Genomic DNA, 12848 nt, shown 5'->3' on the forward strand with positions numbered 1-12848 from the left:
ATCGCGGGACTGTGAGGCATGGGCCGGCCAGGTCAGCCGAGTTTGCGCCCGCGCAGGGCGCGGATCAGGAACCGGGCGGGGTCGACGGCATCGACGAGCTCGCGCTCGAGCGGCAACGGCTCGCCTTCGAGTTGCGACGCGATCAGCTCGGCACCGAGCGACGCCCACACGAGGCCGCGCGAACCGAAGCCGAACGCGCCGTACAGGCCGGCGGTGCGCGGCAGGTCGCGCGCTTTCGCACCGCTCAGCGCCCGCGCGTTGGCAACGGCCTGCGCTTCGTCCGCGAGCGGGCCGATCAGCGGCACGCGATCGGCGACGACCCAGCGAAACGCGACGCGCCCGCGCAACGTATCGACGTCCGGCACGTCGCCGACGAGGCCCGGCAGCAGATGCCGGATGCGCGCGAGGTTTTCGAGGTGGCCGGCGTCGCGAATCTCAGGATCGACGTCGTCCGGTTCGAAGGTCGCGCCGATCAGCAGCGTGCCGTTGTCGAGCGGCACCGCGTAGCCGTCGCCGATCGCGGGGCACGGCAGCGGCGCCGTCGTGCCGGGCGGCAGCAGCGTCAACTGGCCGCGCACCGGCTGTAGCGCGACATGCCGCAGGCCCGCGAGCCGCACCGCGTCGCCGGCATTCGCGAGCACGACGACCGGCGCTTCGGCGATCGTCGCGCCGTCGGCGCCGATCGCGCGCCACGTGTCGCCGTCGCGTTCGAGCCGCGCGACCTCGGTGCCGGTGCGCAGCGTCACGCGCTCGCCGGCCGCGGCGACCTGGGCGGCACAGAGTCCGGCCGGCCATACGGCGCCGCCGTGCGGAAACAGCAGGCCGCCGTGCGCGACCGGCAGATTCAGATGCGCGCGCGCGGCGTCGGCATCGAGCAGCGTGACATGGTCGGCCGGTGCGCCGAGCGCGTCGAACGCATCGCGCATTCGCACGAAGTCGTCGGCCGATTCCGCGAGATGGATCATCCCGCGCGTGCTGCGCGCGAACGTGTGGCCCGCATGCTCGAGCGCGCGCCAGCGCGCGAGCGCATGCAGGAAACCGCTGCGCGTGAGGCGGCTCGCGACGTTGTCGTCGCGCGTCATCAGCGGATGGAACACGCCGGCCGGATTGCCCGATGCCTCGCTCGCGATCTGCGCGTGTCGCTCGATCAGCGTGACGTGCCAGCCGCGCGCGGCGAGCCGCTCGACGAGCGCACATCCGGCGAGGCCCGCGCCGATCACGATCGCCTCGCGCACGGCCACCGGCAACGCGCGCGGCGGCTCGTGCCGGCGCATCCGCCACCGCGGCGCGTATTCGCCGACCAGCATCGCAAACTTGCCGGCCAAACCCGGCATCTTGCGATAGGCGAAGCCCGCTTCGACGAGCGCCTGCTTCACGACGCCTGCGCTCGAATACGTCGCGAACGTCGCGTCGTCGGCTGCGACGCGCGCGAGCGCGCGGAACACGTCGGCCGACCAGAGGTCCGCGTTCTTCGCCGGTGCGAAGCCGTCCAGATAGAACGCGTCCGCGCGTGCGACGAGCTTCGGCAGCAGCTCGCGCGCATCGCCGAGCGCGAGCGTGAGCACGACGCGTCCACCTTCGAATTCGATCCGATGAAAACCGGGCACGGCCGGCGGCCACGCATCGGCAAGCAACGTGGCCTGCTCCGACAAAGTTGTGCCCGCAACGATGTGGGAAAGCGCGCGGCGCAGGTCGTCGCGCGTGAACGGATGCTTCTCGAACGACACGAAATGCAGCCGCTCGCAGCGCGCGGGGTCGTCGCGCCACGCGGCCCAGGTCGCGAGGAAGTTGGTGCCGGTGCCGAACCCCGTCTCGACGATCGTGAACGTGCGGCTGCCCTGCCAGCGTGCGGGCAGCCGGTTGCCGGCGATGAACACGTAGTTCGCCTGCGCGAACGCACCGGCGACGTTGTAATAGATGTCGCCGTACTCGGGCGAGATGAGGGTGCCGTCGTCGCGAAACGCGAGCGTGGCCGGGACGAGTCGGTCGGGCATGCGAAACAAAAAGCGTGGCGGCCAAGCCTGGCAAGGGATTGCGCGGACGCCCGGCGCGCCGCGTTGGCAAAAACCAACGAGCTGGCGCGCGCGTGGAGCGAGCTGCGTATCCTCTGCGCTTGGCGCAGGTCAAAAAATGGGCAATCGACGATTCATTCGGCGAAATACCGATGAAAATCTTTGAAACCCTTGTCGTTATTGGGTTTGCGCTGCGCTATCATAGCAACGCCGTACCGCGGGGTGGCCGCCGGCAAGCCGGACGGCGCGTCGCGCGGGCCAGGATTCGGCGCTGTGTCGTCGGAGTCTGTCTCTCGACGGCACGGTTCGCGCACGTATAATCGGCGCGTTCGCGCTGTTCGTGTCAAACCTAACCTGAAAAAGGAACCTTAATGAACAAACAGGAACTGATCGACGCCGTCGCCGCCCAAACGGGCGCCAGCAAGGCTCAAACCGGCGAAACGCTGGACACGCTGCTCGAAGTCATCAAGAAAGCCGTGTCGAAGGGCGATGCGGTTCAGCTGATCGGCTTCGGCAGCTTCGGTTCGGGCAAGCGCGCAGCACGTACGGGCCGCAACCCGAAGACGGGCGAAACCATCAAGATCCCGGCAGCCAAGACGGTCAAGTTCACGGCTGGCAAGGCGTTCAAGGACGCCGTCAACAAGCGTTAATACCGCGCTCGTTCCAGAAAAAAACCCGCCTTCCGGCGGGTTTTTTGTTTGGCGCGCGCGGCATTTTCACCACAGTGTGCGCCGCGCTTGCAAGATTTAACGTTGTGTCGGCCGCTTGCCAGCAGCGTGTTTACCGCGTGTTACGCATGCACGATCTGCCCGTCGGGATCGTCGTCATCATGCTCGTCGACGTCCCACGCCGGGAACGGATCGTCGAATGCGGCCCATTGTTCGGCGCCCAGCGCGAATTCCGCATCGGTGAGCAGGCACGCGTCGAGTTTCGCGCGCCAGGCATCGGCGTCGAGCCCGATGCCGATCAGCACGAGCTCCTGACGGCGATCGCCGATCGAGCGATCGTCGAGATCGCCCTGCCACTCCGTGCGAATTTCGGCGAGCAATTCGTCGTCTTCCGGCCATTCCGCGCGATCCTGCGCGGCCCACCAGAGGCCGGCCGGCCCGTGTCGGCACACGCCGCCCGCCTGCGACAGCGAGCCCGCGATGTCGTTGCGCGTCGCGAGCCAGAAGAAGCCCTTGCTGCGCAGCACGCCCGGCCATTCCTGATGCAGCAGCGCCCAGAGTCGCGCCGGATGAAACGGCCGGCGTGCGCGGTAAACGAAATTGCCGATGCCGAATTCGTCCGCTTCGCCGTGCACGTGCGCATGATGCGGATCGTGGCAGTCCGGATCGTCGCACTGCGTATGATCGTGATCGAGCGACGCGAGCCATCCCGGCGCATTCGCGGCCTCGTCGAAATCGAAGCGGCCGGTGTTCAGCACTTCGTCGAGCGGCACGTTGCCGAACGTCGAGACGACCTGATGCGCGCGCGGGTTCAGCCGCGCGAGGATGTGCTGCAGGCGCGCGAGTTCGTCCGCGCCCACCAGATCGGCCTTGTTGATCACCAGCACGTCGCAGAATTCGATCTGCTCGATCAGCAATTCGACGAGCGTGCGATCGTCTTCGTCGGAAGCGGCGATTCCGCGCGTCGCGAGCGCATCGTCGGAACCGTAGTCGCGCAGGAAGTTGTACGCATCGACGACCGTCACGAGCGTGTCGAGCCGCGCGACGCTCGACAGCGAGGCGCCGTCGTCGTCGACGAACGTGAAGGTTTCGGCGATCGGCATCGGCTCGGCGATGCCGGTCGATTCGATCACGATCGCATCGAAGCGGCCGTCGGCGGCGAGATTGCGGATCTCGACGAGCAGATCGTCGCGCAGCGTGCAGCAGATGCAGCCGTTCGACATCTCGACGAGCCGTTCCTCGACGTGCGACAGCGCCTGCGCATCGCGCACGAGCGACGCGTCGATGTTGACCGCCGCGAGGTCGTTGACGATCACCGCGACCTTCAGGCCCGCGCGGTTCGCGAGGATGTGATTGAGCAGCGTGGTCTTGCCGGCGCCGAGGAAACCGGACAGCACGGTGACGGGCAACGGCTGGTTCATTGCCGGATTCATAACGATTTGCACCAACGGAAAGGATGAAAAAGCGGCCGCGGCGCCCTTGCGGGGCGCGATCGGCCCGCGGGGCCGGTCGACATGGCGGCGTGAGTCCGCATTGTGCATCAAACGCGCGCCGGCCGAGCGGCTGCGCGCCGCGGCGTCACTGCTGCGGCAGCAGCTTCCACTGCGACAGGATGCCGGCGATCTGCCGCGCATACTTGTCGCGCAGCGACGGCGTTTCCGAATGATAGGCGCCCACCGCCTGCCAGCTGTTGCCGTAGCGATTCATCTTCTGGCGCAGATGCCACGCGGCGATGTAGACGTTCTTGCACGGCTCCATCAGCGTGTCGCGGCCGATCCCGTAACGCGACAGCGTCTGCAGATGGATCGAGTTGATCTGCATGAGCCCGTAGTCGACGGAGCCGTTCGTATTCTTGTTCAGCGCGTCGGGCCGGTTGTGCGACTCCTGCCACGCGATCGCGCGCAGGATCAGCGGATTGACCTTCTGATACCGGGCGGCTTCGTCGAAACAATCGGCGCGAGCGTTGCCGCAGGCGAACCCTGCGCCGGCGGCGATCAGCGCGATCGAAGCGAACCGTCTGTTCATAGTGCGCAAGCGGTGACGAATAGGTGAAATGCTCGGGAAAACCCGTGTCTGTTCGGCGTACGACTGGAAACGCGTCGCCCGTATCATACCGACAGACCGTCACGTGGCGACATCCGACGGACGGCAGACCGTTTATACCGCATTTCCGTGTCGATCTCGATAGCGCGACAAGGCGATGGCGGCCGGAATCTCGCAGTGATGCCGAAAATATTACATTCTGCATACATTGCGCCAGCAAGATGTCGTATGTGAGACAGTCTTCGGATCAATGTGATATTTCGGACATGAAAAACTGCTAATGTCGCGCCTTTAGGACTTGGATCCCAGCACTACCGCCGGAAGTGGCCTGAGCCGGCATCGACCCATTCATCCATGACAAGAACTCGCTTCGCTATGCGGCGCATCGCCACGACCCTGGTGGTCGCCGGCATCATCGTCTCCCAGGCCGCCTACGCTCAGGTCACGCTCAACTTCGTGAATGCGGACATCGACCAGGTCGCGAAGGCGATCGGCGCCGCGACCGGCAAGACCATCATCGTCGATCCCCGCGTGAAGGGGCAGCTCAATCTCGTGGCCGAGCGGCCGGTGCCGGAGGAGCAGGCGCTGAAGACGCTGCAGTCGGCGCTGCGCATGCAGGGCTTCGCGCTGGTGCAGGACCACGGCGTGCTGAAGGTCGTGCCGGAGGCCGATGCGAAGCTGCAAGGCGTGCCGACCTATGTCGGCAACACGCCGCAAGCGCGCGGCGATCAGGTGATCACGCAGGTGTTCGAGCTGCACAACGAATCGGCCAACAACCTGCTGCCGGTGCTGCGCCCGCTGATTTCGCCGAACAACACGGTCACCGCGTACCCGGCGAACAACACGATCGTCGTGACCGACTATGCGGACAACGTGCGCCGCATCGCGCAGATCATCGCCGGCGTCGACAGCGCCGCGGGCGCGCAGGTGCAGGTCGTGCCGCTGCGCAACGCGAACGCGATCGACCTGGCCGCGCAACTGCAGAAGATGCTCGACCCCGGTGCGATCGGCAACAGCGACGCGACGCTGAAGGTGTCGGTCACCGCCGATCCGCGCACCAACTCGCTGCTGCTGCGCGCGTCGAGCGCGTCGCGCCTCGCGGCGGCGAAGCGCCTCGTGCAGCAGCTCGATGCGCCGAGCGCGGTGCCGGGCAACATGCACGTGGTTCCGCTGCGCAACGCGGACGCGGTGAAGCTCGCGAAGACGCTGCGCGGGATGCTCGGCAAGGGCGGCAACGACAGCGGCTCGTCGGCGTCGTCGAACGATGCGAACAGCTTCAACCAGAACGGCGGCTCGTCGTCGAGCGGCAACTTCTCGACCGGCACGTCGGGCACCCCGCCGCTGCCGTCGGGCGGCCTCGGCGGTTCGTCTTCGTCCGCGTATGGCGGCGGCGCATCGGGCAGCGGTGGCATGGGCAGCGCCGGCCTGCTCGGCGGCGACAAGGACAAGGGCGACGACAACCAGCCCGGCGGGATGATCCAGGCCGACGCGGCGACCAACTCGCTGATCATCACCGCATCCGATCCGGTCTACCGGAACCTGCGCTCGGTGATCGACCAGCTCGACGCGCGGCGCGCGCAGGTCTATATCGAGGCGCTGATCGTCGAGCTGAATTCGACGACGCAGGGCAACCTCGGCATTCAGTGGCAGGTCGCGAGCGGCCAGTTCCTCGGCGGCACGAACCTGAACCCGACGTCCGGGCTCGGCAACAGCATCGTCAATCTGACGGCCGGCACCGCCGGCGCCACCACGCCCGGCCTCGCGGCCAATCTCGGCACGCTGACGCAGGGCCTCAACATCGGCTGGCTGCACAACCTGTTCGGCGTGCAGAGCCTCGGCGCGCTGCTGCAATATTTCGCCGGCGTGAGCGACGCGAACGTGCTGTCGACGCCGAACCTGATCACGCTCGACAACGAGGAAGCGAAGATCGTCGTCGGCCAGAACGTGCCGATCGCGACCGGCTCGTACTCGAACCTGACGAGCGGCACGACGAGCAACGCGTTCAACACGTACGACCGTCGCGACGTCGGCCTCACGCTGCACGTGAAGCCGCAGATCACCGACGGCGGCATCCTGAAGCTGCAGCTGTATACGGAAGACTCGGCGGTCGTCGCCGGCACGACCAGCGCGCAGACGGGGCCGACCTTCACGAAGCGCTCGATCCAGTCGACGATCCTCGCCGACAACGGCGAGATCATCGTGCTCGGCGGCCTGATGCAGGACAACTACCAGGTGTCGAACAGCAAGGTGCCGCTGCTCGGCGACATCCCGTGGATCGGCCAGCTGTTCCGCTCCGAATCGAAGCAGCGCGCGAAGACCAACCTGATGGTGTTCCTGCGGCCGGTGATCATCAGCGATCGCAACGTCGCGCAGGAAGTCACCGCGAACCGCTACGACTACATCCAGGGCGTGACGGGCGCATACAAGTCGGACAACAACGTGATGCGCGACAAGGACGATCCGATCGTCCCGCCGATGCCGCTCGGTCCGAGCCAGGGCGGCACGCCGGCCGGCAACCTGTTCGATCTCGACAAGATGCGGCGCCAGCAGATGCAGCGTCAGGTCGCGCCGGTCCCGGCCCAGCCGCTGCCGGAGCAGACGCCCGTGCAGCCGCAAAGCGTGCCGCAGCAGACGGTGCCGCAGCAACCGTTGAGCGCCACGCCGGGAGCCTCGCAGTGAGCGACGTGCTCGCGTCCGCGCCCCAGGACGGCGCGCCGGGCGAACGGCAGCCGCCGTCGCCGCTCGCCGCCCGCCTGCTGCCGTACGGCTTCGCGAAGAGCGGCCAGGTGCTGATCGCGCACCAGCTCGACGATACGCTCGAGGTGTGGATCAGCGAACGCACGAGCGACGCGGCGCTCGCCGAGATCGCCCGCAACTTCGGTTCGATCGTCGTGCAGCGCGTGCCGGCCGACGAGCTCGCGCAGGCGATCAACCACGCGTACGCGCGCCAGGACGGCAGCGCCGCGCAGATCGTCGGCGAGGTCGAAGGCGAAGTCGACCTGTCGCGGCTGATGCAGGACATCCCCGAAGTCGAGGATCTGCTCGAATCGGAAGACGACGCGCCGATCATCCGCATGATCAACGCGCTGCTCACGCAGGCCGCGCGCGAGCAGGCGTCGGACATCCACATCGAGCCGTTCGAGAATGCGTCGGTCGTGCGGTTTCGCGTCGACGGCACGCTGCGCGACGTCGTGCGCCCGAAGAAGGCGCTGCACGGCGCGCTGATCTCGCGGATCAAGATCATGGCGCAGCTCGACATCGCCGAAAAACGCCTGCCGCAGGACGGCCGCATCACGCTGCGCGTCGGCGGCCGCCCGGTGGACGTGCGCGTGTCGACGCTGCCGACCGGGCACGGCGAGCGCGCGGTGCTGCGTCTGCTGGAAAAGGACGCGCAGCGCCTGAACCTCGAAGCGCTCGGGATGGGCCGCGACACGCTCGTCCAGTTCGACAAGCTGATCGCCCGCCCGCACGGGATCGTGCTGGTGACGGGGCCGACCGGCTCCGGCAAGACGACGACGCTGTACGCGTCGATGTCGCGGCTCGAAACGGCGACGACCAACATCATGACGGTCGAGGATCCGATCGAATACGACCTGTCCGGCATCGGCCAGACGCAGGTCAACGAGCGGATCGGGATGACGTTCGCCCGCGCGCTGCGCTCGATCCTGCGCCAGGATCCGGACGTCATCATGATCGGCGAAATCCGCGACCTCGAAACCGCGCAGATCGCGGTGCAGGCATCGCTCACGGGCCACCTGGTGCTGGCGACGCTGCATACGAACGACGCCGCGTCGGCCGTCACGCGGCTGACCGACATGGGCGTCGAGCCGTACCTGCTCGCGTCGTCGCTGCTCGGCGTGCTCGCGCAGCGGCTGGTGCGCCAGCTGTGTCCGGTGTGCAAGGAAGAGCGGCACGAGGACGGCCGCAGCGTGTGGCATCCGGTCGGCTGCGACAAGTGCGGCCATTCGGGCTACACGGGCCGGCGCGGCGTGTACGAACTGCTGGTGGTCGACGATGCGATCCGCTCGCTGATCCATCGCAACGCGGCCGACGCGGAGATCCTCGCCACCGGCCGCGCGCAAGGCATGCGCACGCTGCGCGACGATGCCGAGCGCTGGCTCGCGGCCGGCGCGACGTCGCTCGAGGAAGTGCTGCGCGTGACGGGAGGCGCATAGCGCGATGCCGGCATTCCGTTTCGAAGCGATCGACTCGGCGGGGCGTGCGCAGAAAGGCGTGATCGACGCCGACAGCGCGCGCGCGGCGCGCGGCCAGCTGCGCACGCAGGGGCTCACGCCGCTCGTGGTCGAGCCGGCCGCCAGCGCGACGCGCGGCGCGCGTTCGCAGCGCCTCGCGTTCGGCCGCAAGCTGTCGCAGCGCGAGCAGGCGATCCTCACGCGCCAGCTCGCGAGCCTGCTGATCGCGGGGCTGCCGCTCGACGAGGCGCTCGGCGTGCTCACCGAGCAGGCCGAGCGCGACTACATCCGCGAGCTGATGGCCGCGATCCGCGCCGAAGTGCTCGGCGGCCATTCGCTCGCGAATGCGCTCGGACAGCATCCGCGCGATTTTCCGGAGATCTACCGCGCGCTCGTCGCCGCCGGCGAACATACGGGCAAGCTCGGCATCGTGCTGTCGCGCCTGGCCGACTACATCGAGCAGAGCAACGCGCTCAAGCAGAAGATCCTGCTCGCGTTCACGTATCCGGGGATCGTCACGCTGATCGCGTTCGGCATCGTCACGTTCCTGCTGAGCTACGTCGTGCCGCAGGTCGTCAACGTGTTCGCGAGCACCAAGCAGCAGTTGCCGCTGCTGACGATCGTGATGATGGCGCTGTCCGAGTTCGTGCGGCACTGGTGGTGGGCGATCCTGATCGCGGTCGCGCTCGTCGTGTGGATCGTGAAGTCGACGCTGTCGCGCGCCGGGCCGCGGCTGGCGTTCGACCGCTGGGTGCTGACCGCGCCGCTCGCGGGCAAGCTCGTGCGCGGCTACAACACGGTGCGCTTCGCGAGCACGCTCGGCATCCTGACCGCGGCCGGCGTGCCGATCCTGCGCGCGCTGCAGGCGGCCGGCGAGACGCTGTCGAACCGCGCGATGCGCGCGAACATCGACGATGCGATCGTGCGCGTGCGCGAAGGCTCCGCGCTGTCGCGCGCGCTGAACAACGTGAAGACGTTTCCGCCGGTGCTGGTGCACCTGATCCGTTCCGGCGAAGCGACCGGCGACGTGACGACGATGCTCGACCGCGCGGCCGAAGGCGAGGCGCGCGAGCTCGAACGGCGCACGATGTTCCTGACGAGCCTGCTCGAGCCGCTGCTGATCCTCGCGATGGGCGGGATCGTGCTGGTGATCGTGCTGGCCGTGATGCTGCCGATCATCGAGCTGAACAACATGGTGCAGTGACGGCGTGGCCGGCGCGTGCGCCGGCGCCGCTCAGCGCATGTAGATCGCGGGGGACGGCGTGTTGGCCGGGAGCTGGACTTCGGCGCGCGCGCCGTTGCGGTCGACGATGATCGAGCGGCTGCGCACTTCGGCGAGCTTCGCGCCGGGCGCGAGCTCCGCGCCGAGCGACACCGCGCGCGGCGGTTCGCCGCCGATGCCGACGATCGCGGCGCCGCCGTGATCGAGCGCGAGAATGCCGAACAGGTGGATGTCCTGCACGGGATTCTTGTCGAGCTGTCCGCCGAAGAGCGCGGCGGCGTCCTCGGTGCGGATCGGCAGCCGCGCGGCGGCGGCAGGCAGCGGCGCTTCGCGGGCCGACAGCGTGACGACCCAGTAGGTGGCCGTCGCGCACAAACCCGCGAAGAGGGCGAGGGAGAGGATCCGGATCGAGAGCGCGTTCATGCGCGCTATTGTACGGATCTATATGAAATTTGCGTTGAGTGAAAGCCCTCGGCGATGCGCGCCTTACAATGCGTGCTCCGCGCCCCGGGTATCGGAAGCCTGCCGTCAGGTATGCGGCCGCGATGCGCAGGGTGCGTCACTCAATCGACGACATTTTTTGGAAAGAGGTAGTCATGCAAACGTGGATCACTCGCCGTAATGCGGCCGTGCGCCGTCAGCGCGGTTTCACGCTGATCGAGATCATGGTGGTGGTCGCGATCCTCGGGATCCTGGCGGCACTGATCGTGCCGAAAATCATGAGCCGTCCCGACGAGGCGCGCCGTATCGCCGCGAAGCAGGACATCGGCACCATCATGCAGGCGCTCAAGCTGTACCGTCTCGACAACGGCCGCTATCCGAGCCAGGAACAGGGGCTGACCGCGCTGACCCAGAAGCCGACGACCGATCCGATCCCCAACAACTGGAAGGACGGCGGCTATCTCGAACGCCTGCCGAACGATCCGTGGGGCAACGCGTACAAGTACCTGAATCCGGGCGTGCACGGCGAGATCGACGTGTTCAGCTACGGCGCCGACGGCAAGGAAGGCGGCGACGGCAACGACACCGACATCGGGTCGTGGCAGTAAGCCCGCGCTGACCGGTCCCGCCTTCGCCGCATTCTTCCCCTCATGCCCGCCCCTCGCACGCCGTCGCGCCCCGCTGCCGCATGCCGCACCGCCGGCCGCGTGCGCGGCCGCATCGCACGCGCGCAGGCGCGCGGCTTCACGCTGCTCGAGATGCTGGTCGTGCTGGTGATCGCGGGCCTGCTGGTGTCGCTCGCGTCGCTGTCGCTCACGCGCAATCCGCGCACCGACCTGCGCGAGGAAGCGCAGCGCATCGCGCTGCTGTTCGAGTCGGCCGGCGACGAAGCGCAGGTGCGCGCGCGGCCGATCGCGTGGCAGCCGACCGCGCACGGCTTCCGTTTCGACGTGAGCTCGGCCGACGGCTGGCGCACGCTGCGCGACGATCTGCTGCGTCCGCGCGACTGGGACGGCGGCGTGACGGGCGCCGATATCGACTATCCGGGTTCCGACACGCGCGCGAGCCGCGTCGTGTTCGGCACCGAAAGCATCGACACGCCGGTGCGCGTGACGCTGCATTCCGCCGCCGGCAGCGCGACGATCGTCGGCACCGGCAACGGCCGCTACGAGGTGCAATGACGATGCGTCGTCGCCTGCGCTTCCCGGCCGCTTCCTCGCAGGGCTTCACGATGATCGAGGTGCTCGTCGCGCTCGCGATCATCGCGGTCGCGCTCGCCGCGTCGATCCGCGCGGTCGGCACGATGGCGACCAACGCCTCCGATCTGCATCGCCGGCTGCTCGCCGGCTGGAGCGCCGACAACGCGCTGGCGCAATTGCGCCTCGCGCATGCGTGGCCGGAGGTCGGCGAGCAGAGCTTCGACTGCTCGCAGGGCAACGTGCAGCTGGTGTGCACGCAGCGCGTGAGCAGCACGCCGAACCCGGTGTTCCGGCGCGTGCAGGTGTCGGTGAGCATGCCGGGGCGCGCCGGCGTGCTCGCACAAATGGTGACGGTGGTCGCGAATGAAACCAGCCGTCCGCTCTGACGCGCCGCCGCGCCGCCAGCCGGCGCGCGCCGCCGCCTCGCGGCGCGTGCGCGGCTTCACGCTGATCGAGCTGATGATCGCGATCGCGATCCTCGCGGTCGTCGCGATCCTCGCGTGGCGCGGGCTCGACCAGATCATGCGCGGCCGCGACAAGGTCGCCTCCGCGATGGAGGACGAGCGCGTCTTCGCGCAGATGTTCGACCAGATGCGCATCGACGCGCGGCTCGCCGCGACCGACGACGAAGCCGGCCAGCCGGCGATCGGCGTCGCCGGCAATACGCTGCAGATCGTGCGCGAACTCGACGTGCCGGGCGCCGCGCCGCGGCTGCAGGTGGTCCGCTACCGGATCGCCGGCGGGCGCGTCGTGCGCTACGCATCGCCGCCGCTCGACGACGCGAACCGCCTGCGCGACGTGCTGAAGGACAGCAGCGTCGACGGCTGGAGCTGGGTCGCGCTGATGGGCGGCGTCGGCGCGATCGACGCGAAGCTGTACGTGCCGCGCGTCGGCTGGACCACCAACCTGCAGACGGCCAACGACGCGCTGGCGCAGAACAACGACGCGCTGAAGGTGCCGCAGATCGGCAACGCGCCGCCCGCGCGCGCGGTGACGGGCCTGCAGGTCAGCATCGGCGCGACGTCGCTGCGCGTGCCGGTCACACGCATTTTCCTGGTCGGGGAATGACG

At 68.3% G+C, this 12848-nt stretch carries 12 protein-coding genes; 8 read left to right on the forward strand and 4 right to left on the reverse strand.

Annotated features, from left to right (window positions below; all coding sequences use genetic code 11):
• Positions 1–32: 32 nt before the first annotated feature.
• Entirely contained in the window at positions 33–1994 is a 1962-nt protein-coding gene (gene mnmC, locus MBR110_RS01910) for a bifunctional tRNA (5-methylaminomethyl-2-thiouridine)(34)-methyltransferase MnmD/FAD-dependent 5-carboxymethylaminomethyl-2-thiouridine(34) oxidoreductase MnmC (RefSeq protein ID WP_181709145.1), read from the reverse strand.
• A 389-nt stretch (positions 1995–2383) separates the two neighbouring features.
• Between mnmC and MBR110_RS01915 the strand changes: the two genes are divergently transcribed.
• The gene (locus MBR110_RS01915) at positions 2384–2662 is read left to right on the forward strand and encodes an HU family DNA-binding protein (protein WP_006401505.1); all 279 of its coding nucleotides are present in this window, start codon (positions 2384–2386) and stop codon (positions 2660–2662) included.
• Positions 2663–2802: 140 nt separating this feature from the next.
• Here MBR110_RS01915 and MBR110_RS01920 read toward each other — a convergent pair whose 3' ends face one another.
• Entirely contained in the window at positions 2803–4113 is a 1311-nt protein-coding gene (locus tag MBR110_RS01920; RefSeq protein ID WP_011882778.1) for a GTP-binding protein, read from the reverse strand.
• A 145-nt stretch (positions 4114–4258) separates the two neighbouring features.
• Positions 4259–4705, reverse strand: coding sequence for a lytic transglycosylase domain-containing protein (locus MBR110_RS01925; protein WP_014722145.1), 447 nt, complete (start codon positions 4703–4705; stop codon positions 4259–4261).
• 372 nt (positions 4706–5077) lie between these two features.
• Between MBR110_RS01925 and gspD the strand changes: the two genes are divergently transcribed.
• From gspD to gspF, 3 genes are read left to right on the forward strand one after another with little or no spacing between them, the layout of a single operon-like run.
• On the forward strand, positions 5078–7402 hold the full coding sequence (gene gspD, locus MBR110_RS01930; RefSeq protein WP_041493718.1) for a type II secretion system secretin GspD: 2325 nt from the start codon (positions 5078–5080) through the stop codon (positions 7400–7402).
• Entirely contained in the window at positions 7399–8898 is a 1500-nt protein-coding gene (gene gspE / locus MBR110_RS01935) for a type II secretion system ATPase GspE (RefSeq protein ID WP_011882775.1), read from the forward strand. The genes gspD and gspE overlap by 4 nt, the downstream gene beginning before the upstream one ends.
• A 4-nt stretch (positions 8899–8902) precedes the next feature.
• Positions 8903–10120, forward strand: a complete 1218-nt coding sequence (gspF, locus tag MBR110_RS01940) for a type II secretion system inner membrane protein GspF (RefSeq protein WP_011882774.1) — start codon at positions 8903–8905, stop codon at positions 10118–10120.
• A 30-nt stretch (positions 10121–10150) separates the two neighbouring features.
• Here gspF and MBR110_RS01945 read toward each other — a convergent pair whose 3' ends face one another.
• Complete coding sequence (locus tag MBR110_RS01945) at positions 10151–10561, reverse strand: hypothetical protein (protein WP_011882773.1); 411 nt, start codon at positions 10559–10561, stop codon at positions 10151–10153.
• Between the two features lie 173 nt (positions 10562–10734).
• Here MBR110_RS01945 and gspG point away from each other — a divergent pair, with 173 nt between their 5' ends.
• The 4 genes from gspG to MBR110_RS01965 are packed head-to-tail and all read left to right on the forward strand — an operon-like array spanning position 10735 to position 12846.
• A complete protein-coding gene (gene gspG / locus MBR110_RS01950) occupies positions 10735–11187 on the forward strand; it encodes a type II secretion system major pseudopilin GspG (RefSeq protein ID WP_011882772.1) in 453 nt (150 codons plus the stop codon).
• Between the two features lie 42 nt (positions 11188–11229).
• Positions 11230–11760, forward strand: a complete 531-nt coding sequence (locus MBR110_RS01955) for a GspH/FimT family pseudopilin (RefSeq protein WP_059463015.1) — start codon at positions 11230–11232, stop codon at positions 11758–11760.
• Positions 11757–12164, forward strand: coding sequence for a type II secretion system minor pseudopilin GspI (gene gspI / locus MBR110_RS01960; RefSeq protein WP_014722141.1), 408 nt, complete (start codon positions 11757–11759; stop codon positions 12162–12164). The genes MBR110_RS01955 and gspI overlap by 4 nt, the downstream gene beginning before the upstream one ends.
• Positions 12142–12846: a PulJ/GspJ family protein gene (locus tag MBR110_RS01965; protein ID WP_011882769.1), complete on the forward strand. Its 705-nt coding sequence runs from the start codon at positions 12142–12144 to the stop codon at positions 12844–12846. Before gspI ends, MBR110_RS01965 begins: the two co-directional genes overlap by 23 nt.
• Positions 12847–12848: the final 2 nt, after the last annotated feature.

It is taken from the genome of Burkholderia sp. MBR-1 (assembly GCF_013822785.1).
GTDB classification, from domain to species: domain Bacteria; phylum Pseudomonadota; class Gammaproteobacteria; order Burkholderiales; family Burkholderiaceae; genus Burkholderia; species Burkholderia vietnamiensis.

Bases quoted from the DNA above. Each gene is read 5' to 3' on its own strand.
- MBR110_RS01945 (WP_011882773.1), bottom strand. From the start codon at position 10,561: ATGAACGCGCTCTCGATCCGGATCCTCTCCCTCGCCCTCTTCGCGGGT.
- gspF (WP_011882774.1), top strand. From the start codon at position 8,903: ATGCCGGCATTCCGTTTCGAAGCGATCGACTCGGCGGGGCGTGCGCAG.
- MBR110_RS01965 (WP_011882769.1), top strand. From the start codon at position 12,142: ATGAAACCAGCCGTCCGCTCTGACGCGCCGCCGCGCCGCCAGCCGGCG.
- MBR110_RS01955 (WP_059463015.1), top strand. From the start codon at position 11,230: ATGCCCGCCCCTCGCACGCCGTCGCGCCCCGCTGCCGCATGCCGCACC.
- gspG (WP_011882772.1), top strand. From the start codon at position 10,735: ATGCAAACGTGGATCACTCGCCGTAATGCGGCCGTGCGCCGTCAGCGC.
- gspD (WP_041493718.1), top strand. From the start codon at position 5,078: ATGACAAGAACTCGCTTCGCTATGCGGCGCATCGCCACGACCCTGGTG.
- MBR110_RS01925 (WP_014722145.1), bottom strand. From the start codon at position 4,705: ATGAACAGACGGTTCGCTTCGATCGCGCTGATCGCCGCCGGCGCAGGG.
- mnmC (WP_181709145.1), bottom strand. From the start codon at position 1,994: ATGCCCGACCGACTCGTCCCGGCCACGCTCGCGTTTCGCGACGACGGC.
- gspI (WP_014722141.1), top strand. From the start codon at position 11,757: ATGACGATGCGTCGTCGCCTGCGCTTCCCGGCCGCTTCCTCGCAGGGC.
- MBR110_RS01915 (WP_006401505.1), top strand. From the start codon at position 2,384: ATGAACAAACAGGAACTGATCGACGCCGTCGCCGCCCAAACGGGCGCC.
- MBR110_RS01920 (WP_011882778.1), bottom strand. From the start codon at position 4,113: ATGAATCCGGCAATGAACCAGCCGTTGCCCGTCACCGTGCTGTCCGGT.